At 68.6% G+C, this 23,744-nt stretch carries 19 protein-coding genes; 7 read left to right on the forward strand and 12 right to left on the reverse strand.

Going from position 1 to position 23,744, the window contains the following annotated elements; genetic code table 11:
* Positions 1-60 precede the first annotated feature (60 nt).
* The 6 genes from ACIG5A_RS01205 to mftR form a co-directional block, all read right to left on the reverse strand.
* Positions 61-2,355, reverse strand: coding sequence for a SpoIIE family protein phosphatase (locus ACIG5A_RS01205; protein ID WP_397236373.1), 2,295 nt, complete (start codon positions 2,353-2,355; stop codon positions 61-63).
* A gap of 76 nt (positions 2,356-2,431) precedes the next feature.
* On the reverse strand, positions 2,432-3,067 hold the full coding sequence (locus tag ACIG5A_RS01210; protein ID WP_397236375.1) for a SpoIIE family protein phosphatase: 636 nt from the start codon (positions 3,065-3,067) through the stop codon (positions 2,432-2,434).
* Positions 3,060-3,473 (reverse strand): ATP-binding protein, encoded by a 414-nt coding sequence (locus ACIG5A_RS01215; protein ID WP_397238766.1) that lies wholly within the window; start codon positions 3,471-3,473, stop codon positions 3,060-3,062. The genes ACIG5A_RS01210 and ACIG5A_RS01215 overlap by 8 nt, the downstream gene beginning before the upstream one ends.
* Entirely contained in the window at positions 3,463-3,849 is a 387-nt protein-coding gene (locus tag ACIG5A_RS01220) for an STAS domain-containing protein (protein ID WP_397236377.1), read from the reverse strand. The genes ACIG5A_RS01215 and ACIG5A_RS01220 overlap by 11 nt, the downstream gene beginning before the upstream one ends.
* Positions 3,850-3,861: 12 nt before the next feature.
* Positions 3,862-4,767, reverse strand: a complete 906-nt coding sequence (locus ACIG5A_RS01225; protein WP_397236379.1) for an STAS domain-containing protein — start codon at positions 4,765-4,767, stop codon at positions 3,862-3,864.
* Positions 4,768-4,877: 110 nt separating this feature from the next.
* Entirely contained in the window at positions 4,878-5,483 is a 606-nt protein-coding gene (gene mftR, locus ACIG5A_RS01230; RefSeq protein WP_397236381.1) for a mycofactocin system transcriptional regulator, read from the reverse strand.
* Positions 5,484-5,526: 43 nt separating this feature from the next.
* On the opposite strand from mftR, the gene mftE reads away from it, so the two are divergent.
* Together mftE and mftD are read left to right on the forward strand one after the other, a co-directional pair.
* Complete coding sequence (gene mftE / locus ACIG5A_RS01235; protein WP_397238768.1) at positions 5,527-6,240, forward strand: mycofactocin biosynthesis peptidyl-dipeptidase MftE; 714 nt, start codon at positions 5,527-5,529, stop codon at positions 6,238-6,240.
* Entirely contained in the window at positions 6,237-7,415 is a 1,179-nt protein-coding gene (gene mftD, locus ACIG5A_RS01240; protein WP_397236383.1) for a pre-mycofactocin synthase MftD, read from the forward strand. Before mftE ends, mftD begins: the two co-directional genes overlap by 4 nt.
* A 10-nt stretch (positions 7,416-7,425) precedes the next feature.
* Here mftD and ACIG5A_RS01245 read toward each other — a convergent pair whose 3' ends face one another.
* On the reverse strand, positions 7,426-7,908 hold the full coding sequence (locus ACIG5A_RS01245) for a MarR family winged helix-turn-helix transcriptional regulator (protein WP_397236385.1): 483 nt from the start codon (positions 7,906-7,908) through the stop codon (positions 7,426-7,428).
* 205 nt (positions 7,909-8,113) lie between these two features.
* On the opposite strand from ACIG5A_RS01245, the gene ACIG5A_RS01250 reads away from it, so the two are divergent.
* The 5 genes from ACIG5A_RS01250 (at position 8,114) to ACIG5A_RS01270 (ending at position 14,143) form a co-directional block, all read left to right on the forward strand.
* Positions 8,114-9,790: a fumarate hydratase gene (locus ACIG5A_RS01250; protein WP_397236387.1), complete on the forward strand. Its 1,677-nt coding sequence runs from the start codon at positions 8,114-8,116 to the stop codon at positions 9,788-9,790.
* A gap of 155 nt (positions 9,791-9,945) precedes the next feature.
* Positions 9,946-10,404: a hypothetical protein gene (locus tag ACIG5A_RS01255; protein ID WP_397236389.1), complete on the forward strand. Its 459-nt coding sequence runs from the start codon at positions 9,946-9,948 to the stop codon at positions 10,402-10,404.
* Between the two features lie 631 nt (positions 10,405-11,035).
* Positions 11,036-11,518: a M15 family metallopeptidase gene (locus ACIG5A_RS01260; RefSeq protein WP_397236391.1), complete on the forward strand. Its 483-nt coding sequence runs from the start codon at positions 11,036-11,038 to the stop codon at positions 11,516-11,518.
* A 162-nt stretch (positions 11,519-11,680) separates the two neighbouring features.
* A complete protein-coding gene (locus ACIG5A_RS01265; RefSeq protein ID WP_397236393.1) occupies positions 11,681-12,730 on the forward strand; it encodes a hypothetical protein in 1,050 nt (349 codons plus the stop codon).
* 24 nt (positions 12,731-12,754) lie between these two features.
* A complete protein-coding gene (locus tag ACIG5A_RS01270; protein WP_397236395.1) occupies positions 12,755-14,143 on the forward strand; it encodes a serine hydrolase domain-containing protein in 1,389 nt (462 codons plus the stop codon).
* 219 nt (positions 14,144-14,362) lie between these two features.
* Here ACIG5A_RS01270 and ACIG5A_RS01275 read toward each other — a convergent pair whose 3' ends face one another.
* The 5 genes from ACIG5A_RS01275 to ACIG5A_RS01295 all read right to left on the reverse strand — a co-directional run bounded on the left by ACIG5A_RS01275 (position 14,363) and on the right by ACIG5A_RS01295 (position 23,680).
* A complete protein-coding gene (locus ACIG5A_RS01275; protein ID WP_397236397.1) occupies positions 14,363-15,085 on the reverse strand; it encodes a poly-gamma-glutamate hydrolase family protein in 723 nt (240 codons plus the stop codon).
* A 169-nt stretch (positions 15,086-15,254) separates the two neighbouring features.
* Positions 15,255-16,559, reverse strand: a complete 1,305-nt coding sequence (locus tag ACIG5A_RS01280; RefSeq protein ID WP_397236400.1) for an MFS transporter — start codon at positions 16,557-16,559, stop codon at positions 15,255-15,257.
* 25 nt (positions 16,560-16,584) lie between these two features.
* The gene (locus ACIG5A_RS01285; protein ID WP_397236402.1) at positions 16,585-20,808 is read right to left on the reverse strand and encodes a TIGR02680 family protein; all 4,224 of its coding nucleotides are present in this window, start codon (positions 20,806-20,808) and stop codon (positions 16,585-16,587) included.
* On the reverse strand, positions 20,805-22,193 hold the full coding sequence (locus tag ACIG5A_RS01290; protein ID WP_397236404.1) for a TIGR02678 family protein: 1,389 nt from the start codon (positions 22,191-22,193) through the stop codon (positions 20,805-20,807). Before ACIG5A_RS01290 ends, ACIG5A_RS01285 begins: the two co-directional genes overlap by 4 nt.
* The gene (locus tag ACIG5A_RS01295; protein ID WP_397238770.1) at positions 22,190-23,680 is read right to left on the reverse strand and encodes a TIGR02677 family protein; all 1,491 of its coding nucleotides are present in this window, start codon (positions 23,678-23,680) and stop codon (positions 22,190-22,192) included. Before ACIG5A_RS01295 ends, ACIG5A_RS01290 begins: the two co-directional genes overlap by 4 nt.
* Positions 23,681-23,744 lie beyond the last annotated feature (64 nt).

The following is a 23,744-nucleotide window of genomic DNA, read 5'->3' on the forward strand; positions in this document are numbered from 1 at the left end:
GAAGTGCCGAATTCCGCTGCATCGCCGGGTGAGAAACTCCGAATCGTCATCACTGAATACCTATCGGTTGGTGCCGCGGATCGGGTTGGCGGTGGGAAAGGTGATCGCGGGCAACGTGACCCACATGCGGACCGTTGTCCCGACGTCGGAATGCTCGATCACCAAATCCTCGGTGAGCGCTCGCATCATATCGATGCCGCGGCCGCGATGTCCCGGATCCACCGATCTCGGCTTCCATCGTCCGGTATCGGTGACCTCGATGATCACGGTCTGCGTATCGCATTGCGCGGTGAGCTCGACCCGGCCGACCTCCGTCGCGCTCGGCGCGGTGGCCGTGCTCGCGCGTCCGCTGCCCACCGGGCGCGCGCCGTTGCGATAGGCGTGCTCGATGCTGTTGCTGCACGCCTCGTTCGCGGCGGCCACCAGATCCGAGGCCAGATCGTGCGGTACCGCGGCGGCGGCGAGCCAGGCCTTCAATAGCTTGCGCAGTCCGGCGAGCTGACCCGCCTCGGCGGGTACCTCGATGCGCAGCGGCGCGGGCGGCTGCCGATACACCACCATGGCGACGTCGTCGTCGTAGCCCGCGGCCGGGCGCAGCCGGGAGAGCACCGCGTCGGCCACCTCGCGCGGCAGTTTGCCCGAGGTGTCGGCGAGTACCTCGGAGATCTTGGCGAAGCTCTCATCGATATCGACGCCGCGCTGTTCGACGAGCCCGTCGGTGAACAGCACCAGGGTGGCGCCCGGCGCCAGCGCGGTGGTGGCCTCGGGTCGCCGCGGCGGATCGAAGGTGGCCAGCGGCACCGAGCGCCCGCCCTCGAGCAGTCGCCCGGTGGTATCGACATCGGCGAGGATCGGCGGCATATGTCCGGCGCTGCTGTAGCGGACCAGCCCGCGCACCGGATCGAGCACCGCGGCGCAGACCGTGGTGCACATCGCGCCGGGAATGCGGGCCGCGACGGTGTCGAGTTCGGCGAGCAGCTGTGCCGGGCCCGCGCCGCGCAGTAGTAAAGCCCGTGCGGCCGTGCGTAATTGGCCCATCACCACGGCGGCGGACAGGCCACGCCCGACACAGTCGCCGACGACGACGCCGATGGTGCCGTCGCGCAGCGGCACCACGTCGTACCAGTCGCCGCCGATCTCCAGTGGCGGCAGCGCCGGTTCGTAGTGCACCGAGAAGCGCGGCGGCAGTTCGATCGGCCCGAGCATGGCGCGCTGCAGCGTCAGCGAGGTGGCGCGGGCCTGATCGAAGTTGCGGGCCCGCTGCACCGCGAGGCTGAGATGTCCGATGAGCAAAGAGAACAGCGTCCAATCGGCGGCGCTGATGGCGCGCGGCGCGGCGAAGCGCAACCACAGTGCCGCGTCACCGGTTTCGCCGAGCGGGGCGACGATGCCCTCGGAGAAATCGGTGCCCTCCGGAATGGCGAACAGGGTGCGGCCCGGTCTGCGTCGCGCGCGCTCGAGCAGCGCACGCGCCCGCGCGTCCAGATTGCCGTCGGCCTCCGAATTGCCTTCCGCGCCGGACACATACACCTCGGGGCCGAGATGTCTGCTCGGCCACACCGATACCACCGCGGTCTGCGCGCCGACGGTGCGGCGCAACTCGTCGAGCCCGACCGCGAGCACCTCGACCACGCTCGTGGCCGCCCCGACGGCGGTGGCCAGCCGCGACGCGGCCTGATCGCGGGCCTGCGCATCGTGTTCGGCGGTGACATCGCGGATGGTGCCGACGAAGATCCGCTCGTTCTTCTCCGGCTCGACCAGCGCGCTCGTACTCACCGCGAGCCAGACGGTGCGGCCGTCGCGATGACGGACCGGAAGCACGAAACGCTGTGCCTCCGTGCCGAGATCGGGGTAGCGCGGTCCCTCCGGAATGGACCACGGATGCGGTAGCGGATACGGCACGTCGGCGGCGCCGTAACCGGTGAGTGCGCCGAACGCGGAGTTGGTCTCCACGATGGTGCCGCGCGCGTCGGCGACGAAGAATCCGTCCTGCAGCGATTCCACCAGCGCGGTGCGGAACGCGTCGCGGCCGGCGAAATGGTCTGCGCGCGTGCGCTGTTGCTCGTAACGGCGGGCGCTGTCGAAATAGCCGCGGGTGGCGATATCGAGCGCGGCCAAGGTCTGCAGCAGGAATTCCAGTGCCGCCTCGGCGATCCGCGGATCGGCGTCGGGCCGGATCGCCACCGCGGCGACCCGGTAGTGGTTTTCGGTGAGATCGAGCAGGCTGATGCCCTCCACCAGGGCGCGGCGGCCGAGCTCGTGGCCCTCGGAGAGGCTGGACTGATTCGGTGAATCCAGATGCCGCCGAAGGGTATTCGCGTAGTCGTCGAGAAAAGCCGCCAGTACCGTACTCATGGCTGCGCCTCGCTGGCGCTCGGCTCCGCCCTGAGTACATGCGTAGCTGTGTTGATTGTTCGCTCGCTTCGCTCGCTCATGTCGTCGGTGCCACCGTTCCGCCACGATGCCTGGCCGCGAGCACGAGGGCGTCGTCGGTGTCCTTGGCGTGGCGCGCGAGGATGTCGGCGGTGATCTCCGCGGTCGACTTGGAAAGGTCGATGCCGTCGGCGGATTGGGCGACGATGCCGTCGGTGGACATCAACAGCAGATCACCCGGGCGCACCGCCACCGTCTGAGGTTGCAGGTTCTGTGGTAGTCGATAGCCGACGATGCCGCCGGTCAGCAGCACGGTCGCGCGGACGGTGAGCCCGACCGGCCCGACGGTCAGTACCCGGGACTCGACGTTGCCGACGCCGAGCCAGCGCACCGCGTCACCCTGTCCGAACAACGCCAAAGACACTGCCGCACCACGGGTGTCGGCCATCGCGCGATGACATAACACCATCAGCACGTCCAATGGTTCGGCGCGGTTCTCGGCGAGCACCTGCGCGGCCCGGTCGGCGGCGTCGGCGGCGGGCGCACCGTGCCCGAGGCCGTCGAGCACCGCGAAGAGTACGGCGCCCCCGCCCGCGTCGAGTACGACGCAACGATCGCCGGAGACGCGCTGGCCCGGTAGTGCGCGACCGGCCACCGCCCACTCGATTCGGCCGATGAACCCGTCCTCATGCACCGTTGGGTACCCACTTCCACATCTCCACCAACGTGCCTCGTCCGGGCGCCGAGTCGATGGTCAGCCGGTCCATCAGTCGCCGGGCGCCGGGCAGGCCGAGGCCGAGCCCGCGTCCGGTGGAATAGCCGTCTTCCAAGGCGCGCGGGATATCTCGGATACCCGGTCCCTGGTCCTCGGCCTGGACCACCAGTGCCTGGCGGCCCTCACGGTCTTCGACGAGCAGGCGGATTTCGCCGCTGCTCGCGTAACTGGTGATGTTGCGGGCGATTTCGGAGATCGCGGTGGAGATCATGGTGCGGTCGGTCAGCGAGAAGCCGAGTTTGGCTGCCAGTTCGCGTCCGGCCTGACGTGCGGTCACGATGTCCTCCGACACCCGTACCGCGATCACCACGTTCTCAGCGGCCACTGTCACGACCGTCTCGCTGGTGGCGGGCTGTCTTGCGGTTCAACCAGGCCAGGCCCTCTTCCAGATCGAGGGCGGTGTGCATGTCTTCGAACGTCAGCCCGAGTTGCACCATGGCGAACGCGACTTCCGGCTGCAGCCCGACGATCACGGTTTCGGCGCCGCGCAGCCGCGTCATATGCGCGATGGTGCGCAGCGATCTCGCGGCGAACGAGTCCATCACATCGATGGCGGTGACATCGACGATGATCCCGTGCGCGCGATATCTGCTGACCTGTTTCATCAGGTCGTCCTGCAGGCGCTCGGTATCGGCGTCGGTCAGTGCGGACTGGACCGACGCGATGAGGTAGGTGCCCTGCTTGAGAATAGGTACCGGCATGTGCCCGCCTGGTCAGCGCCCGTCGCGTTCGGTGACCCGTTCGTTCACGCGCGAAACCTCGTAGCCCAGTAGGCGTTCCGCTTCTTCGATACCGCCCTGGAGGTCGCCGACCGCGTTCATCTTCGACAGGTCGAGGCCGATGGTCACCAGGGTGAGCGCGATCTCCGAGGACAGGCCGGTGATGATGACGTTCGCACCCATCAGTCCGGACGCGTCGACGGTCTGCACCAGGTGGTTGGCCACCGTGGAGTCGATCTGCGGCACACCGGTGATGTCGATGACGACCACCTTCGCGCGATTGGCGCGGATGGCGCGCAGCAGCTGTTCGGTGAGCTGACGCGCGCGCTGGCTGTCCAGCACGCCGATGATGGGCAGAATCAGCAGCTGCTCGCGCACCTGGAGAACAGGCGTCGACAGCTCGCGGATCGCCTCCTGCTGCTGGCGGATGACGCGCTCGCGCTCCTGGACGAAGGAGACGCCCACCGTGTTGGCGATGCGGTTCGCGGCGGGCTCGTACGCGTCGAGTACCGCGTTGAGTAGCTGGAAGTCGGTCTGATATTTCTCGAACAGCGAGCGCGCGAGCACGTCGCGCAGCAGCAGCACGATGCCGAGGATTTCGTCGGTTTCGACTCCTCTTGGAATGATGCGCTCGGACAGATCGCGCGCGTAGGCCTGCAGCGCTTCGACGCTACCGGTCTCGAGCACCTCGACGTAGTTGTCGTAGACCGATGTCGCCTCGGAGAAGATCTCCTCCGGGGTCATGGCGGTCAGCAGCTGGGCGTCGGTGATGCGCCGGGCCCACACTTCACGCAGTGCGGTGCGGTTCTGCCGCAGATGTTCGACAAGCTGCGGCAGCAGGTTGTCGACCGGTCCCGCGTTCAGCGAATCCGCCGAAAGGCTCATGGACACCTCGGACATGGAAACTCCTGCCCCTTTCGACGGGTATGTCGGGATGGTCGTGCGTTCAGGCTGCTCGCCGTTATCGAGCCTAGTCATACCCCACCGCGCTTGCGGTGCAAACCTGCCGGTTACTTGCCGGACATCGGCGCGCCGGTGCCGAATCCGGTGGACAGTGCGGACAGCGCCTCGTCCAAATAGACGGTGAGGTCGGCGTCCGCGCGGGCGAGCCAGGCGTCGAAGGCGGCGCGGGCGGCGGCCAGGGTGGTGCGCCCGACCGCCAGCGGGATCAGCGAATCCTCGGCCACGCCCAGCCGTCCGGCGGCGAAGGCGCTCACCGCCCGCTCCCACGCGTCGTAGTGCGCGCCCGCCGTTGCCGCGAGCGCGGGAATCGAGGCGACCAGCTGCATCCTGGTGCGCAGCTCGGGTACGTCCTCGGCGCGATACCGGTTGGCGTTCACCACGATTCGGCGCACCGCGGTCATCATCGGCACATCGCCGGGCACGGTGGCGAATGCCGCGCGCAGTGCGCTGACCTCGTCGTCGAACTGGTACCAGAGCACCTCGGCCTTGGTGGGGAAGTAGCGGAAGAAGGTGCGTCCGCTGATCCCGGCGGCGGTGGCGATCTGCTCTACCGTTGTCTCGTCGAAGCCCTGTTCGGTGAACAGGCGCATGGCGATCAGTTCGAGTTCGCGTTTGGTGGTGCCGCGGGGGCGCCCGCGCGTTCCGGTGCTCACGGCTATTGATTATGTCAGTGACTGACGATAATCTCGCGACGTGTTGTCGGACAGCTCCGCAGTGGCGGATCTCACGTGGCCCGAGGTGGGCGAACGGGCGGCCGCGGGAGCGATTCTGGCCGTGCCGCTCGGTGCGACCGAACAGCACGGCCCGCATCTGCCGCTGTCCACCGACACCGATATCGCGCTCGCGCTGTGCGACCGGTTGGCCACCTTGCGCGCCGATGTGCTTGTCGCACCGGCCATTCCCTACGGCTCCAGCGGCGAGCACGCCGGATTTCCCGGCACGCTGTCGATCGGGCAGGCCGCGCTCGAGCTGCTGATCGTCGAGCTCTGCCGTTCCGCCACCGACACTTTCGACCGCATCCTGCTGGTCAGCGGCCACGGCGGGAACCTGGCGCCACTGCGCGGCGCGGTGGCGTTGCTGCGCGGCGAGTCCCGTGACGTCCGGCTGTATCTGCCGCGCTACCAAGGTGATCCGCATGCCGGTCGCGCAGAGACCGCACTCCAGCTCGCCCTCGCCCCGCCCCGGGTGCGCGCCGAGCGCGCCGAGAAAGGCGATACCCGTCCGCTGCCGGAGATACTGCCGCTGCTGCGCGCGGGCGGCGTGCGCGCGGTGAGTCCCAATGGGGTACTTGGCGATCCGGCGGGCGCGACCGCCGAGGAGGGCGCGCGCCTGCTCGCGCATCTGATCACCGACTTGCTCGACGAAACCCGGCGCTGGTGGCCGGTGGCTTCCCCGAAAGGACTCCCATGAACCCCTGGTTCGAAACCGTCGCCGAGGCGCAGCGGCGCGCGAAGAAGCGGCTGCCGAAATCGGTGTACGGCGCGCTGATCGCCGGCTCCGAGCGTGGCCAGACCATCGAGGACAATCAGCAGGCCTTCACCGAACTCGGTTTCGCACCGCACGTGGCCGGCCCGATCGGCGCTCGCGATCAGTCGACCACCGTACTCGGCCAACAGCTTTCGATGCCGGTGCTGATCTCGCCGACCGGTGTGCAGGCGGTGCATCCCGACGGTGAGGTCGCGGTGGCCCGCGCCGCCGCCGCGCGCGGCATCGCGATGGGGCTGAGCTCCTTCGCGAGCAAGCCGATCGAAGAGGTGATCGCGGCCAACCCCGCCACCTTCTTCCAGTTGTACTGGTGCGGCGGCAAGGACGAGATCACCCAGCGGATGGCGCGCGCGAAAGCCGCTGGGGCCGTAGGCCTCATCCTCACCCTGGACTGGTCGTTCTCGCACGGCAGGGACTGGGGCAGCCCGGTCATCCCGGAAAAGCTGGACCTGCGCACCATGCTGAAGTTCGCGCCGCAGACCCTGGCCCGCCCGCGCTGGCTGGCCACCTACGCCAAATCCGGCCACATCCCCGATCTCACCGCGCCGAATATGGCGGTCGGCGGCGGTGCGGCGCCCGGCTTCTTCGGCGCCTACGGGGAATGGATGGGCACGCCTGCGCCGGATTGGGCCGATGTGCGCTGGATCTGCGAACAGTGGGACGGCCCGGTCATGCTCAAGGGCGTCATGCGGGTCGACGACGCGCAGCGGGCGGTCGACGCGGGCGTCGCGGCGATCTCGGTGTCCAACCACGGCGGTAACAACCTCGACGGAACCCCGGCCGCGATCCGCGCGCTGCCGGTGCTCGCCGACGCGGTGGGTGCGCAGCTCGAGGTGGTGCTCGACGGCGGCATCCGGCGCGGCAGCGATGTGGTCAAAGCGGTGGCGCTCGGCGCTCGCGCGGTGATGATCGGGCGCGCCTACCTGTGGGGCCTGGCCGCCAACGGCCAAGCGGGAGTGGAGAACGTGCTCGACATCCTGCGCGGCGGCATCGATTCCGCGCTGCTCGGCCTGCGCAAAACCAGTGTGGCCGAACTGGATCGGGGCGACATCATCGTGCCGCCCGGATTCGAGCGCGCGCTCGGTGTGCTCGTGCGCTAGTGCTGCGGCGTCAGTTCTGTGCCGCGGAACGGCGGTGATGGGCGAGCAGCGTGTCGTAGATATCGGCGAGCGCGGCGAGCTGCTGGCGATCGAGCACGTCGATCATGTGCCTGCGCACGCTGTCCACGTGCGCGGGCGCCGCGGTCGAGAGCACCTCGGCGCCGCGCTGGGTGAGCCTGGCGGCGGTGCGCCGCGCGTCATCCGGAATCGGTTCACGCACAACGAGACCGCGCTTTTCCATCCGGGTGATCTGATGCGAGAGCCTGCTCTGCGACCATTCCAATTTGGCGGCCAGATCGGCGAAGGTCAGCCGGTGATCGGGGGAGTTCGCCAGATAGGCGAGCACCGAGTATTCGACATAGGTGAGATTCGAATCGCGGGCCGAATCACGTCCGACGGCGGCGGCGATAAGGTCGCGCGTTCGGACGAATCCGACCCAGGCGCGCATCTCGACGTCATCGAGCCAAGGCGGGTCCATGGGTCGCTCGATCACGATAGCTCCAAACTCTGACGTGTCAGGTAAGAGGTAGCACCACCGGGGTTGAACGTGCAACCTTTTGTGACGGGTCCCAGAGGAAGGCTTGCCTAAGCAGCGGTCGCGTATGGGTTGATGGATAGGCTCGCTGTGCTTTCGACCAGCCTCCGCCCAGGCCTCGACAGTGCCTCAGCCCCAGACTCGCCCAAGGAGTGTGCGCCACGTGACCGCGCCGGACTTCCGCTATTCCGATCTGCTGCCAATCGGCGCCGATGACACGCCCTACCGTTTGATCACCACCGAGGGCGTCAGCACCTTCGAGGTGAACGGCCGTACCTTCCTGCAGGTCGACCCCGAGGCGCTGCGGCTGCTCACCGCCGAGGCGATGCACGACATCAGCCACTACCTGCGGCCCGCGCACCTGTCCCAGCTGCGCAAGATCATCGATGATCCCGAGGCCAGCGGCAACGACCGCTTCGTCGCCCTCGACCTGCTCAAGAACGTCAATATCTCCGCGGGCGGCATCCTGCCGATGTGCCAGGACACCGGAACGGCGATCGTCATGGGCAAGAAGTCCGAGGGCGTGCTCACCGGCGCGGACGACGCGGAGTGGATCAGCCGCGGCGTCTTCGATGCCTACACCAAGCTGAATCTGCGCTATTCCCAGCTCGCGCCGATCACCATGTGGGAAGAGAAGAACACCGGAACGAATCTGCCCGCGCAGATCGAGTTGTATTCGACGCCAGGCGATCCCGCGCATCCGTCGTACAAGTTCCTGTTCATGGCCAAGGGTGGCGGTTCGGCCAACAAGTCCTTCCTTTACCAGGAGACCAAGGCCGTCCTGAATCCGACGCGGATGCTGGAATTCCTCGACGAGAAGATTCGCTCGCTCGGCACCGCGGCCTGCCCGCCGTACCACCTCGCGGTCGTGATCGGCGGCACCAGTGCCGAATTCGCGCTGAAGACGGCGAAATACGCGTCCGCGCATTATCTGGACACCCTGCCGACCGAGGGTTCGCTTGCCGCGCACGCCTTCCGCGATCTGGAACTGGAAGAGGAAGTCTTCAAGCTCACCCAGTCCTTCGGTATCGGTGCGCAATTCGGCGGCAAGTACTTCTGCCACGATGTGCGCGTGGTGCGCCTGCCCCGGCACGGCGCGAGCTGCCCGGTCGCCATCGCGGTGTCCTGCTCCGCCGACCGGCAGGCGCTGGCCAAGATCACTCCGGAGGGTGTGTTCCTCGAGCAGCTCGAGCGCGAACCCGCGCACTACCTGCCCGAACAGACCGATTCCATCCTCGGCGGCGACGTCGTGAAGATCGATCTGAATCGGCCGATGTCCGAGATCAGGGCCGAACTGTCGAAATACCCGGTGAAGACCCGGCTTTCGCTGACCGGGCCGCTGGTCGTCGCCCGCGATATCGCGCACGCCAAGATCAAGGAGCGCCTCGACGCGGGCGAGCCGATGCCGCAGTACCTGCGTGACATGGCCGTCTACTACGCGGGCCCGGCCAAGACACCCGAGGGCTACGCCTCCGGCTCGTTCGGGCCGACCACCGCGGGCCGGATGGATTCCTACGTCGATCAGTTCCAGGCGGCGGGCGGCTCGTTCGTCATGCTGGCCAAGGGCAACCGCTCGGCGCAGGTGACCAAGGCGTGCAAGGAGCACGGTGGCTTCTACCTGGGCTCCATCGGCGGACCGGCGGCGCGTCTCGCTTTGGACTGCATCAAGTCGGTCGAGGTGCTCGAATATCAGGAACTCGGCATGGAAGCCGTGTGGAAGATCGAGGTCGAAGATTTTCCGGCGTTCATCGTCGTCGACGACAAGGGCAACGACTTCTTCGCCGAAACGCAGAAGCCCATCGCGCTGCGGGTGCGCACAAGGTCGGCCGAGCGCGTCTGAAAGAGCCCTTGAACTGGGCGTTTGACCGCAATCCCCGCACACCTCAGGACACGGCGATGTCACCCCGTTCGCCGGGGTGACATCGCCGTTTCTGCGGCACTCTTGGTTAGCGAAGGAGGTTTGCTGAGTCAGTGCCACTGGAGTCGAGGAGGGCAATGAGTACGTCGTTTCGTCTCTCGGACACAGCCAGCCGCCGGCTGGCCGAGCGCGCCGCCCGCGAGGGCATGAGTTCGACGGCCTTACTGAATCGGCTCATTCGTGAGGGCGTCGACCAGCTCGAACATCCAGGGATCGTGTTCCGCGGGCCGGTGGGCGATCGGCGCGCCGCACTGGCCGCCGGGCCCGAGGTGTGGGAGATCGTCGCGCGCCTGCAGGAACTGGAGGGTCCGGTGGAGCGCCGCATCGCCGCGCTGAGCGCGCAGTCGGATCTGCACTCGTGCAAGATCAAGATCGCGGTGGCCTACGCCCGCGAGCACGGCTCCGAGATCGGCGAGCGCATCGGACGCAATCGCGAAGCGACAGAAGCGATTCGGCTGTCGACACGGGCGCGGATGGAACCCGCCTGCGACTCCTACGGGCGGCACGCTCTGGAAGACGCGTGGCCCGTCTGTTGATCACAGGCAGCAAAACAGCTGCTGTTCACAATAAAATGTGAATAGTGCGTTTCCCTGTGAATAACTACCTCGCACCGCAAAGCTGCGGCAATCAACCCCAGCCTTTTCGGCCCGAATGCCCGAATTGTCGTACCCGGCACGGCATTTCGCCAGGCCGCGGCAGTTCATCGCCGGTCCCCACTCCGCAGCGCAATAATGCCCCGCCCCGCCGGAATTTCGCCGAAAATCCGCGCGCGGCGTCGCAATTGGTGCGCCGGAGCGGGCCCCGCCCCCCGTCGAGCGCAGTCAAATGGCCGTGCGACACGCCGTACGGGGCGGCCATTTGACTGCGCTCGACGGCGCGGCCCATCGGCGCCGGTTGCTGAATTAGCACGAAACTCGTGGAGGTGCAGGGGGTTTCCGGAATATTAGTTATGTCGGGGTTGGTGACGGAGTGATCCACAGCACTGGAATGGATTGTGGACAATGGAGTTTCCTGTGGACATCGCGTGGGTCACACTCGAGGTTCGGGGCGGTGTGGGCGGGGAGTGTATCGGCGGCCTGGCGTGGGATCGTGCCGCCGCCCGTTAACATCGCCAGCATGTTGCTGACTAACGGTGGATGGCGAAGTCGGGTTCGGACGGGGCTACCGATGGTGGTGCTGCCCGTGCTGTTCGCCACCACGGTGGCGGCCGGGCAGGCCGCTGCCGCGCCCGCCGCGCCGATCGATCCGCGCGGTGCGACCGGATCGGCCAGTGGTACCGAGGGGTTGGAGCCGGGCCTGGCGGTCGCGTACACGCTCGCGGAGAACGAGGCGCACGCCCAGGGGGTGCCGCTGTCGATCACCTCCGGATATCGCACGCCCGAGCAGCAGCAGTGGCTGTGGGAGGACGGGGTGCGCACCTACGGCGGTCCCGATGCCGCGCGCCGGTGGGTGCTGCCGCCGGACGAGTCGACCCATGTGTCTGGGCAGGCCGTCGACGTCGGGCCGCGGGCCGGTGCGGAATGGCTGGAGGCCAACGGCAACCGGTGGGGTCTGTGCAGGATGTACGACAACGAGTGGTGGCATTTCGAGCGCGCCACGGTGCCGGGCGGGGTGTGCCCGGCGACCAAACCGGACGCCAGTCACCGGTAGTCGCAAGCTACTTCGCGCACGGGCTCGCATCGATCGTCATCGATCGATGCGAGCCCGATCTCCTTTCTGGGACAGTTGTGTCGCCGCACACATCTGTGTATCGTCCTGAATCCGAGACTGCTGGGTTTCAAACTTGCTTCAGCGGATGAAGGGGCCTCGACGATGAGGAAATTCGCGCACCCGCGCAGGGGTGTGGCGGTAGTGCTGATCGCGCTGTCGGTACTCGCGGCGGTAGCCATCGGCGCCGCGCCGGTCACGCTGGCCGAGGAGCCCGCGCCGCCACCGCAACCGGCCGAGATCGCGCCGGGGACTACCGCGCAGAGCGTATTCGGCAAGCCAGGGCCGTATAGGGTCGCGACGTCCGCGCGGATCCACCCGTGCCAGGAGGCCGTCTACGGCATGCTCGCGCACATCGTGGTCCACGTCTTCGGCAACCGCGACGATCTGACGTGCACCTACTCGTTCCCGAACGGGCTGGATTCGCCGATCGGCGTGCAGACCTACTTCCCGGAGAACATCGCCGAACTGCCCGCCGCGCCGCTGATCGTGTTCATGCCCGGCATCCTCGCCGATCCCGGCATGTACGACGGGCTGGCCAGGCAGTGGGCGAGCAACGGGTTCGTGGTGCAGATCGCGCACGACTTCTTCAATTCCCTCGCCTACGTACCCGCGCTCGGTCTCGCGGCGGCGGTGGTGGCCGATCGCGATCCGAATTCCCCGCTGTACAAGAAGATCGACCTGAGCCGCACCTTCTTCGGCGGTCATTCCGCGGGCGGGCAGGCCGCGTTGCAGGCGGGCACGGTCTTCCCGCCCGTCGCCTCGCTGATCGATCCGGCCATGAAGGTCAGGGGCGTACTCGCCGTCGAACCAGGCCCGCTCGCGGTCGGCGCGTTGATCACGGTGCCCACCATGTTCCTGACCGGCTATAACGATTTCGTGGTGCCCGACTTCGCCTGGGTGCGCTGGTGGCAGTACAACCTCACCTTCAACGCGCCGGCCTGGATCGCGAATGCCCGTGGGGTGAGCCATTTCTCGCCGGTCGACAGCGCCGACGGCTACCTGTCCTCGGGTACCGCGCTCGCATGGCTGCGCTACCAGGCGTTCGGCGACGAGACGGCCGAGCAGTTCTTCGTCGGCCCGCAGTGGCGGCTGCCCGCGGACAAGACCTACTTCAGCGTGGAGCGCAACGCGCTCGCCGACGCACTGACCTGACCCGGTGACGAAGGAAGAAAACCGATGACACAGAGCCGGATTTGGGCTGCCGCGGCCGCGGCGGCACTCGTCACGCTGTCGCTGGTCGTACCGAATGCCACTGCGGCGCCCGCTGATTCGTGCGCGGCGCCGGCGGCCGGTCAGCTGCCGGGCCGCGCGGATCCCGCGGCCTCCGGATTCGATCCGGCGGCGTTGGCCGACGCGATCGACTTCGGTGCGGCCAAGGGCGCCTACGCGATTCAGGTATTCCGGCACGGCTGCCTGGTCGGTGACCGCACCGGCACCGGGAATCTGCCGCTGCCGCTGGCCAGTGCCACGAAGGGGGTGGCCTCGGTCGCGGTGGGGCGCGCGATCACCCTGGGCCGCTTCGGTTTGGACGATCCACTGGGCAAGTTCTTCCCGCGGGCCGATCCGGCGCACGCGGCGCTCACCGTGCGGCAGGTGCTGAATCAGACGACGGGGCTGCGCTTCACCTGGGCCGCGGATATCGCGGGCATCGCCACCGATGAGGTGCTGCAGTCGCTGAACACGCCGATCGCCTTCGAGCCCGGCACCACCTTCCAGTACAGCCAGGCGGTGCTCGCGCTGCTGCCGAAGATCATCGAGATCAGCACCGGCCTCGACTTCCAGGACTTCGTGCAGCGAGAGGTGATGCAGCCGTTGGGCATTGCCCGCGATCAGTGGCTCTGGCTGCGAGACCGCAGCGGCAATACCGCGGTCAACGGCGGGCTGGCGATGCGCGCGGACGATATGGCCCGGTTCGGCCTGCTCATGCTCAACGAAGGCCGCTGGGGAGATACCCAGTTGATCGATCCCGACTACATCCGGCAGGCCCGCCAGCCCACGGCGGCCAACGGCGGCTACGGATTCCTGTTCTGGCTGAACGCCGGTGACTCCTACAAGACCGCGACGGTGCCCACCGCCAAGGTGTTCCAGCATCCGATGTTTCCCGGCGCGCCGCGCGATCTGTACGCGTTCGTCGGCGCGCTCGGCCAGTTCACCGTGGTGGTCCCGAGCCGCGACCTGGTGATCGTGCGGCTCGGCGTGCCCGGCGGCATCGATCCCGGCAATGTGCAGACTTCCCTTGCCGCCGAATCGAATCCGGACAACAAGGAATTCCTGCGCCGCGTGGTCGCCGCCGTGAACGACATGCCCGCCGAACCCTACGACGACCCATACCGCTACGGCGACGCCTTCGGCCCGATCATCGGCAGCGTCGACGATCTCGCCTTCTGGGTCGACCCGGAGCACGTCGCCCAGATCTTGTTCGGCGTCGGCCCCTACGCGCCAAGCAACTGCAACGTCCTGTTCTGCAACGGAAGAGCGGTACCCCAAGACATCTTCGCTGCCACCCTCGACAGCACCGGCCAAATCGTCAACGCACTACTCGGCCTCCAACACGGCCCTCGCTGACCTTTCCGCACACCGATTGCCGCGCCGCGCACGGAAACCGATGCGCGGCGTGCAAGTTGGTGCGCGGCATGGCCCATTACGCGTCGCTCGGGTTGTTGCGCGGCCCGCGAGCGCTGTCGACGAGCGCAGCCTCTGCTGGCGTTCGCGCGCACCGATTGTTGCGCCGCGTAGGAAATTCGATGCGCGGCGGGTGGATCGGTGCGCGGCGGCGTGGGGTAGCTATCGGGGTGCGTCCTCGTAGCCAACCGCGATGGGGAGTGCCGAGTTCACCGCGTCGATATAGGTGAAGAAGGCCGGGGTTCGGTTGGCCGGGTTTTCGATGGTGGCGAGGTCGAGTTCGGCGCCCTTGAAGAAGGCGTTGCGCTGGGCGGTCGAGATCTCGAGTTGCAGCCCCTTGCCGCGGGCGTTGCGGTTGGCGATATTGCGCGGGTCGTCGCCGTCGATTCGGTCGGGGGTCGACCGGGCGACGGTGAATCCGGCATTCTTCAGCGCCGTACGAACCCGGTCGGCGAGGTCGGTGTCGGCGCCGCCGACGTGGGTGATCCGCTCCTCGCCGCTCACGCCGTGCCAGGACACCGTGACGTTACTGGCGGCGACCATCGCCTCCGCGCGCGGCTCATCGAAGTGCGTGGCGGTGATGTGCAGCTGAGCGTGGTTGTCCTTCTTCTGGATGCCCTCGAACGAATAGGCGACACAGTTCATCCGGTGCGCGGCCTCCAGCGCCAGCTGGGTGGTGCCCGCCTCGATCAGTCCGCCGTGGATGGCGATATGCGCTGCCCGTGTGCTGGCCAGGACCGGTCGCACCTCGGTGATCCGATAGTCGACGCCGAGCACCTTCGCCCGCTTCAGCTCGTTGTAATTGTCGTACACGTCGGCATGCGCCACCCCGCCGCCGACCACCAGCGCCACCACCGCGGCAACCAGGATCAAGATCTTTCTCACCGCCGAAGTGAACCACGCCCCTCGCCCCCGCGCGCGCGGAATTCGGCCGTGGCCAGCCAGTGCTCCATTCGCCGAGCGCAGTCGAACGGCCCTCCGACACGCCGTAATCGGGGGCCATTCGACTGCGCTCGACGGATCTCGACTACCTCGGCTGCTTGTGGACGCGGCGTCAGGCCGTTGCCAATACCGGTGCCGCGCCCCGTCGCCGTGGCAGCAGCCAGAACAGGACGTAGGTGCTGATCAGGCTGACCGCGCAGACGGCGATGATGTACCAGCTGACCGGCGCCGAGCTCGAGCCCGCCGTCCACAGCGCGGTGGCGATGAGCGGCGCGCACCCGCCGCCGAGCGCCACCGACGCCTGCACGATGAGCGAGGCGCCGGAGTAGCGGACCGACGCGGGGAACAGTTCGGCGACGATGATGCCGCCGACGCTGTGGCTGATCGGCAGCGCGATGCCCATGCCGAGCAGCGCGATCCAGGCGACGGCCCTGTTGCCGGTATTGATCAGCGGGAAGTACGCGGCGCACCAGACGAGCAGCGCGGCGGTGCCGAGCAGGAAGACGCGATGGGTGCCGTATCGATCGGCCAGCGCGCCCCAGACCGGCATGGTCGCACACCAGATCAGCGACGCGACGATGACGCCGAGCAGCAGGAAGTTCCTGCTGAAACCGAAGGTCTTGGTGCCGTAGGTCAGCGTGAACGCCATGAAGATGTAGACGACGGCCGAGGTCGCCACCGCGGCCAGCAGGATGAGCGTCAGCCTGCTGAAACCGACCCGCAGCGAATCCCGCAGCGGGAACACGACCACCTCACCGCGGTCGGCGGCGGCGGTGAACACCGGTGATTCGGTGACGCGCAGCCGCACGGCAAGCCCGAAGACGACCAGCAATGCGCTGAGCAGGAACGGAATTCGCCAGCCCCAGTCCAGGAACGCGGCATCGGGCAGCAGCGCGCTGGTGCCGAGGAACGCGCCGTTGGCCAGGATCACCCCGGCGGGCGTGCCCATCTGCGGATAGCTCGCGTAGCGGTTGAGCCGCCCGGTCGGCGCGTGCTCCATCGCGAGCACCACCGCGCCGGTGCCCTCGCCGCCGAGCCCGATGCCCTGAATCAGCCGCAGCGCGACAAGTAGTGCGGGAGCCCAGAATCCGATGCTGTGATAGTTGGGCAGCAGCCCGATCAGCGTCGAACTCACGCCCATCATGATCAGCGAGACGATCAGCGTCGCCTTGCGCCCGATCCGGTCGCCGAAGTGGCCGAACAGCAGCCCGCCGAGCGGGCGCGCGCCGAAGCCGACGGCGAAGGTGGCGAACGAGGCGAGCGTGCCCGCCGTCGGGCTGAACGACGGGAAGAACTGCTTGTTGAAGATCAGTGCCGCCGCCGTGCCATAGAGCATGAAGTCGTACCACTCGAGGGTGGTGCCGACCAGTGTCGCCGTCGCGACCCGGCGGGTGGCGTGTGTTGCTGCGGTATTCACGGTGAAGCCGATGCCAACTTTCTGATTAGCCGACCGGTTCCAGCGTCAGCCCACCCTCGATGGTGTGGGCGACGCGCCGGCGGTTGGGGGAGCCGAGTGCGGTGGTGAGGTCGGTGCCGTCGTGTTCGGCGAGCAGTTCGCCGCTGTCCCACACCAGCAGCGTCGCGCTGACGGTGTTCTCGGCCGCCGCGTGCGCCAGATCGTAGTGGGCGCAGCCGGGCACGTGGGTGTAGGTGATCCACAGGTCGTAACCGGTCATGAACAGATCGAGATCGAATTGCACACTGAGGCCGAGCAATTCGCTGCGGCCGTTGTCGTCGACACCGGCGAACGCCTCGTCCAGCGCGAGCAGCCGCGGCGCCTGCGGGTCGGCGGAATCGAGCATGACGTGCGCCGCCGCGAACAGCGGCAGGTGCAGCGAGACCGACTGCTCGCCGCCCGAGAGCGCGCTGTGCCTGGCCACGGTGAGCTTGTCCTCGCTGCCGTCGGCCGAGATGAGGGTGAACGAGAACACCCGCCAGGTCCGGTAATCGAGTGTGGCGGCCAGGATTTCGGGGTAGGAGCGCTCCGGGTGGGCGGCGCGGGCGGCGCGGATCTCGGCGGCGAAATGCGCGCGGATGGCCGCGAGATCCTCCGCGCCGAGCGAGGACGCGTCGCGATCGAGCAGTTTGCACATGGCGCGCGCGGCCTCCGACAGCGTATCGGCGAGCACCCAGTGCACGCCGATGGTGTTGCCGGAGGACATCCGCCGCTGCTTCATCTCCGCGCCCATCCTGGCGATGAGATCGCGTGCGTCGCTCGTGCGTTCGTAGATCTGCTGGGCCAGGCCGGTGAGCAGCGCGTCCTCCAGGATGCGCCGTTCGGCGTCGGTGAGCAGCAGCTCCTGATCGTGGCGCGCGGCGCCGATGCGCGTGGCGAAATCGGCGAGCGCGGCGACGCCGTTGTCGTCCTGCACCTGCACCACGGTGAGCCCGTCGGCGGCATCCCACTGCAACCGGTAGTCGCGCCCGGACGCGGCCAGGGTGGCGTCGAATTCCTGGAGCGCCGCGGTGACGGCGCTGCGGGTCGACTTGCGGGTCGCCTCGCTGGCCTTCACCGAAACCGTTGCGGCGGTGAGGTTGTCGAACAGCTCGCCGACCTCTTCCGGCAGCACCTGAGGTTCGGTCTCTGGCCCGGCCGAGGTGATCCGGTACAGCAGTTGTTCGGGCGTCGACCAGGCGGCCTCGCTGCTCGGCCAGCGGCTGTCCGGGTGCGCCCCGAGCAGCGTGAGCAGGTCCGATTGCGCGTACGGGGCAAGGGTTTTCACGTCGGCGAGCACCTCGGTGAGCGCGGTGCTCAGCGCCTCGTGCGCGGTCCGATAGGCGGCCTCGGCGTCGCCGATCGCCTCGATGGCCTCGTTGGCGGCCTTGCGCGCCGCCTTCTGCTCGGCCTTGGCGGCCTCGATCCGCTCGCGTGCCTGTTCCAGCTCCCGATCGATATCGGCGGCGCCGGCACCGAGCGCCTCGCGCAGCGTCTCCAGCTTGCGCAGCTGCTCCTGGTAGCCGGACTGTGCGGCCTCCGCCTCCTCGGCGAAGGCCTCGGCCAGATCACGCGCCTCGTCGTGGCGGTCCGCGCCTTCCCTTTCGCGTTCGCGTTCCCGCTCGTGGTCGGCGCGCAGGCGAAGCAGCCCGGTGCCGGTGTTCTCGAAGTGCCGGATGGCCGCGGCCAGCGCATCGATCTCGCGTGCCTCGCGCGGGGTGCGGTGCTTGGTCGCCGCGGCGCGCAGCTTCTTGTCCACCGCGCTCGCGTCGGCCACCGCCTGGTCGAGATCGCGCTCGGCCTGCCCGGCGGCCTCGGCGCGTGAGCGCAGCATGCCCGCGTTCTCCGACACCGCGCGCAGCGCCGAGGTGACGGCGGTGGTGCGCGGCAATGCCTTGGCGGCGGCGGAGATTCGTGTCAGCGCGGCATCTTCCACGGCCGCGTCCGCCTGTGCCTGCCGTTGCGCCTCCTCGGCGGCGGTCACCGCGGCGGCCAGTTCGGTGAGCCGCAGTTCGCGGCGGCGGGCGCGGGCGGTGGCGCCGATGAATTCGGCGTCGGCCTTGTGGTGGCGGCCGAGCTGCACGCCCTGCCGGAAACCACCGGTGGTGCTGACCGAGAGGCCGCCGTCGGCGACTGCTCGCAGGTCGCGCGAGACAGCACTGCCGAGATCGGTGTCCTTGTCGTGCACCGCGATCGAGGCGAGCACGTCGGCGACGGTCTGCCGCGGCACCGTCAGCTCTGCGGAATCCTCCTCCACCACGAGAACATCGGCGAGAGTGCGGCCCTTGGGGCGCTCCTTCGCGGGCAACGGCACCAGGAACTGATCCGAGTCGAACTTCGCGGGCGGCTTGTCGCACACCCATGCGTCGAGGAGGTCGGCGGCGTGCAGCGCGGCCTCGATACCCGCGGCGACCGCCGGGGTGACATCGTCGGCGAAGCGGACCAGCCGCCACAGCGGTGCACCGGCGCGTCCGGTGCGGTCGCCGGTGCGCGCGGCGAAAACCGGTGGGGCGTCGTCGCTTTGCGCGGCGACCCGCTCGCGTTCGGCGCTCAGTTCGGTGATCTGCTCGGCCGCCGCCGCGGCGCGGGCCCGCGCGTCCTGGCGCCGGGTGCGTATCTCATCGATCAGCGGTTCGGCGCGTTCGGCGAGCACCTCGGCGGGCATGGTCGCCTCGTCGGTGCCCGCCTCGGCCAGTGTGGCGTCGAGCGCCTCGAACAGTCCGTCGCGAATGGGGGAGTAGACCTCGCGGTGCGCTTCCCACCAGGCGCGCAGTGTCGCGGCGGATTCGGTGCGCGCCAGCGCGACCGCCGCCTCGGCGTGCGCGACCTCGGCCGCGGCCGCCTCGCGCAGCTCGCGCGCCCGTTCCGCGAGCCGCTCGGCGCGTGTGCGCTCGGCGGCCGCGGCGTCCATATGCCCCAGTGCTTTTCGTACCGCGCGCACATCGGCGTCGCGTTCCTCGGCGTGCCCGCGCACGGCGGCGGTGAGCTGTTCGGTGCGCGACTGCTCCGACGGCGTCGTCCAGACGATGCCCGCTTCCTCGGCGGCGGCACGCAATTCGTCCTCACCGCGGGCCAGCGCGGCGGCCGCGGTCTGCACCGCGGTGCGCGCCCGTTCGGCTTCCTGCGCACGCTGATCCAGGGTCTGGCCCGCCTTGAGCGCCTTGTCGCGATGCACCGCGGCGGAGGTCTCCAGCCTGCGCACGGCGTCGGCGAGGTCGTCGAGCTGCTGCTTGCCCTCGTAAGCGCTGGAGCGCTGCAGGGTTTCGCGATCGTTGAGCGCCTGCTCGTAGGCCTTGTCGGCCTCCTCGGCGCGGGTCTCGGCGGCCCCGCGCTCGCCCTCGCGGCGCTCGCGCAGCGCGGTCGCGGCGAAGAGCGCGGTGCTCGTGTTGGTCACCGCGTCGAGCCGGGTACGCACCTGATCGACATCCGTTTTGGCCTGTACCGCAAGGTATTTCCGGTAGACGTCGACGAAGGTCCTGGTGGCGCTGTCGGCGTGCACCAGCCCCTCCAGCGTGCGGCCGACCTCCTCCATATCGCTGAAGGAACGGGCCGCGTCCAGGATCAGTTGCTCGTCGAGCGGGCGCAGGCCATCGGTGAGCGCCTGCGAAAGTCCGCGCGGGTCCAGGTTTTTCGCCAGCTGCGGGCGGCGCAGCGTGAGGATGAGGTTGATCAGCTGGTCATAGCGCTGGGTGCCGAGGCCGAACATGCGCGCGTCGATGGCGTTGCGATATTCGACTGGGCGGTCGACGATCGCGTCGGTGCCGATCTGCTCGGCCAGCTGTTTGCGGGTGAACGGCCGGTCGTCCGGGCCGATGAGCGAGAAGTCGACGCCGACCCGGCCGTCGGCGACGAAGTACCAGCGCGTCACCTTGTCGGTGGAGCGGGTGGCGCGCATGCCGATGCCGACCGTCACCGTCTCCGGATCGTCCCAGTCGCCGCGCGCGAACTCCATCCACACATACGAGTAGGCCGATTCCTGCTTGCGGTACAGCAGGTTCGACTTCATGGTGCGTTCTTCGCCCGCGAACGGGTTGAGCCTGCGCGGCTCGATCCGGCCGTCGAGCACGAACGGGAACAGCACCTCCAGCGCCTTGGTCTTGCCGGAGCCGTTGGGCCCGCGCAGCACCAGCCTGCCGTCGGCGAAGCAGAATTCCTGGTCGCGGTAGTCCCACAGGTTGACGATGCCGGCACGGGTCGGGATGAATCGCACCCCACCGTGGATGAGCGTCATGCTTGATCCCCTTCCGTACCCATGGTTTCCGCGGCGGTGACGAACAGCTCCGCTGCCTGCTTCGTGCGGACCGTCACCACCGCACCGCGATAGCGAGCCAGCGCGGGCAGAATCAGCAGCCCCGCTTCCTTACCCGAGCCGACCGGCAGGACCAGCCGCAGCCGCCGTAGCAGTGTGACGACCTCGGCGGTGAGCCCGGGGACATCGGCCTGCCACTGCGCGGCGAAGGTGGCGCCGTAGCGATCGGCCAACGCCTGCACCGTCTCCCGGATCCAGCTGTCGGCGAGGAACGGGTAGGTCGGATCGACCTCGGGTTCCGCTTCATCCGAATCCTCTTCTTCGCCTTCATCCTCCGCGCCCGGCAGCTCGGCGAGCGGTGCGAAGACGGTGGTCCACGGTATGGCGTCGTCGAGTTGAGCGGCCAGCGGGTCGCCGGATTCCGCGGGCGCGGTGCGGGTTTCGACCGGATTGTCGATATCCAGTACCAGATCCGCGATCTCGCCGACCAACAGCAGTGCCACCTGCGCCAGGGTGCCGGTGCCGGGGAAGCGGACGTCGGACAGCCGCCCCGAGGTATCGATCAGTGCGACACCCTCGGCGCGCCGTTCGGCGCGCAACCCGGTCAGCAGCTCGACCTCCGCGATCAGCCGTTCCTGCCCGAGCAGCGGACGTTCCTGCGGCGCAAGATCTTCCAGATACACCACGGGCCGCTCCAGCAGTGCCCTGCGCACCTTGCGCGCCAGATCGGCGGGCGCCACCGGTGTTTCGGCAAGCAGCCCGTGCACGCTGTGCAGATGCTGTAGCGCGCGCGGCGGCCGGAACAGCGCGAACACCACCGGCCGATCGATGTCGTAGAGCGCCTCGCCCGCCTCGGGGTCGGCGGCCCAGCCGCCCGCATCGCCGTCCGCGAGGGTGATCGCGCCGCGGGTGGCGAGCCAGCCGACGGCGTCGACGAACGCGTCCCGGTCGGCCGCGCGGTCGGTGGCGAGCTCGAGCCCCTCCACCCGGCCGGTGTAGGTGGCGACCTGATCGGCCAGCTCGGACAGGGTGATCTGATCGCCCGCGCGGCCGAGTGCGGCGAGCGCGAGCGCGAGGTAGGCGTAGCGCCGCCGATCGAAGACGCGCTCGGTGGCGGTGCGTGCGGGTTTGCCCGGATCGAGGCGGTCGATCAGCGGGAACACCCGCGCGGTGGTCTCGGTGACCTCGAGCCGGTAGCCGAACAGGTCGGCCAGATCCTCGCGCAGTTCGGTGGCCCAGCGGCGGATCAGCGGCAGCGCGATCCGGTCCGGATACGTCCTGGTGACCAGATGGTTGGCCAGCACGATCCTGGCGGCGCGCTGATAGCTGTCGAGCGCGAGCGAATTGATCTTGCGGGCGTGGCTCACGGGCGCTTCCCCCTGGCCGACTGCTTGACCTCCAGCCGCCGATTGTTGAGATGCAGCAGCCCGCGCGCGGTGCGCACCACCGTCGAACCGGGATGTTCGGACACCGTGAGGGTGACCCCGCTGTCGGAACCCGTTGTGCCCGCGACTCTTCCGCTCACCGGCACCCACGCGGTGGAGGCGGCGTCGAGCAGCCGCAGCAGCACCTCGGTCTCCCGTTCGTCGAGCACCCGCTCGTGCACATCGGCGGCGGCCAGCGATTTCGCGGCCTGCGCGCGGGCCCGCTGCGCGTCCAGCTGCGCCTCACGCAACCGGCGAATGCTCGCGTCGTTGCGTTGAATTCGCGACGGCGCACCCGCCGAGGGCGGACGCCCCGTCTCGGCGAGTGTGCGCGAGATCTCCAACGGCGGCGCCTCCCACCAGGATCGCACCGGCGGAATGAGTTCGGCGTCAGGATGTTCCATCGCCAGATGCCGCGGCCTGCCGAGCCCGAACACCGCGTCGTACAGCGCGTGCGCGCTGTCGGCGGTCGGCGCGGCGACGAACCAACCCGCCAGGTGCCGCAGCGCCGATTCCCTGCTGACACCGCCCTTGCGCGAATCCGTGACCCGGCGCAGCAGCGAGAGCACCGCGGCGATCGCGCTCATCGTCGCCTCGCGCAGCCGATCCGCCTCGGTGGATTCGCCTTCGCCTGCGACGAACCAGGTGCGCAACCCGACCCAGCGGGCCCGCCAATCCGCTTGCCGCTCCGCGAAACTCAGCAGCACCCGCTCGTCGCAGCGCGCCGCGCGTTCGATCAGCTCGTCGACGCCGGTCTCTTCGATCTCGCCGATGGCGCCTGCCAGTCGCGGCGCGAAGCGCGCCAGATCCATGCTGAACTCGCGCATATGCGCGAGCAGTGCATCCTTGTGTGCCAGAAACGATTCCGGGGTGATCTCGGTGGTGCGCACCAGATCACCGAGCGACAGATAGAAGTGCGCGGCGCGCGCGGCCATATCCGTCAGTGCGGCATCGAGGCGGCGCAGCGTGCGGTAGACCCGCTCCGGATCGCCCTCGCGATTGGCCTTCGCCAGCGCCTGCAGATCCGACAGCAGCTCAGGCAGAACCAGCCGCGACAGCGACGCCTCGTCCAGCCTGGCGTCGAGCACCGCCGCGATCGCGCGGTAGGCCTGGAACCCGGCCTGGGAGAACTGATAGACGAAATGCCGGTTCCGGTACTCGGCCAGCGTCGCCGCGCGGGTGCCGTCGTAGCTGCGCTCGAGCACGCCCCACTGATGCAGCTGCTCGAGCAGCGGGCCGATCTCCGCGCCGGTCAGTTCCGGAGCGTCCGGTTCGTCCGAGTTCGCCGGATGACCGTTGCGCTCGATCCACCGCGCCACATCGTCGGCGTGCAGCAAGACCACATAGGCGGCCCGCGCGCTGTCGAAGGCGCGCAGCACCCACAGGTACTCGGCGCGTTTCTCGGCAGAGGCGAAGGAAAACAGCCGCAGCCGATCGTCGGTGGAATCGGTCACCGGGAACAGGGTAGTAGCGGGCGAGTCGCGGCCGACACGT

The sequence above is a fragment of the Nocardia sp. NPDC052566 genome, assembly GCF_044547285.1.
Classification (GTDB): domain Bacteria; phylum Actinomycetota; class Actinomycetes; order Mycobacteriales; family Mycobacteriaceae; genus Nocardia.

Excerpts from the sequence above, each read along its gene's own strand:
- ACIG5A_RS01205 (WP_397236373.1), bottom strand. The coding sequence starts at position 2,355 with ATGAGTACGGTACTGGCGGCTTTTCTCGACGACTACGCGAATACCCTT.
- ACIG5A_RS01260 (WP_397236391.1), top strand. The coding sequence starts at position 11,036 with ATGGTGGTGCTGCCCGTGCTGTTCGCCACCACGGTGGCGGCCGGGCAG.
- ACIG5A_RS01255 (WP_397236389.1), top strand. The coding sequence starts at position 9,946 with ATGAGTACGTCGTTTCGTCTCTCGGACACAGCCAGCCGCCGGCTGGCC.
- ACIG5A_RS01285 (WP_397236402.1), bottom strand. The coding sequence starts at position 20,808 with ATGACGCTCATCCACGGTGGGGTGCGATTCATCCCGACCCGTGCCGGC.
- ACIG5A_RS01225 (WP_397236379.1), bottom strand. The coding sequence starts at position 4,767 with ATGTCCGAGGTGTCCATGAGCCTTTCGGCGGATTCGCTGAACGCGGGA.
- ACIG5A_RS01265 (WP_397236393.1), top strand. The coding sequence starts at position 11,681 with ATGAGGAAATTCGCGCACCCGCGCAGGGGTGTGGCGGTAGTGCTGATC.
- ACIG5A_RS01270 (WP_397236395.1), top strand. The coding sequence starts at position 12,755 with ATGACACAGAGCCGGATTTGGGCTGCCGCGGCCGCGGCGGCACTCGTC.
- mftD (WP_397236383.1), top strand. The coding sequence starts at position 6,237 with ATGAACCCCTGGTTCGAAACCGTCGCCGAGGCGCAGCGGCGCGCGAAG.
- ACIG5A_RS01220 (WP_397236377.1), bottom strand. The coding sequence starts at position 3,849 with ATGCCGGTACCTATTCTCAAGCAGGGCACCTACCTCATCGCGTCGGTC.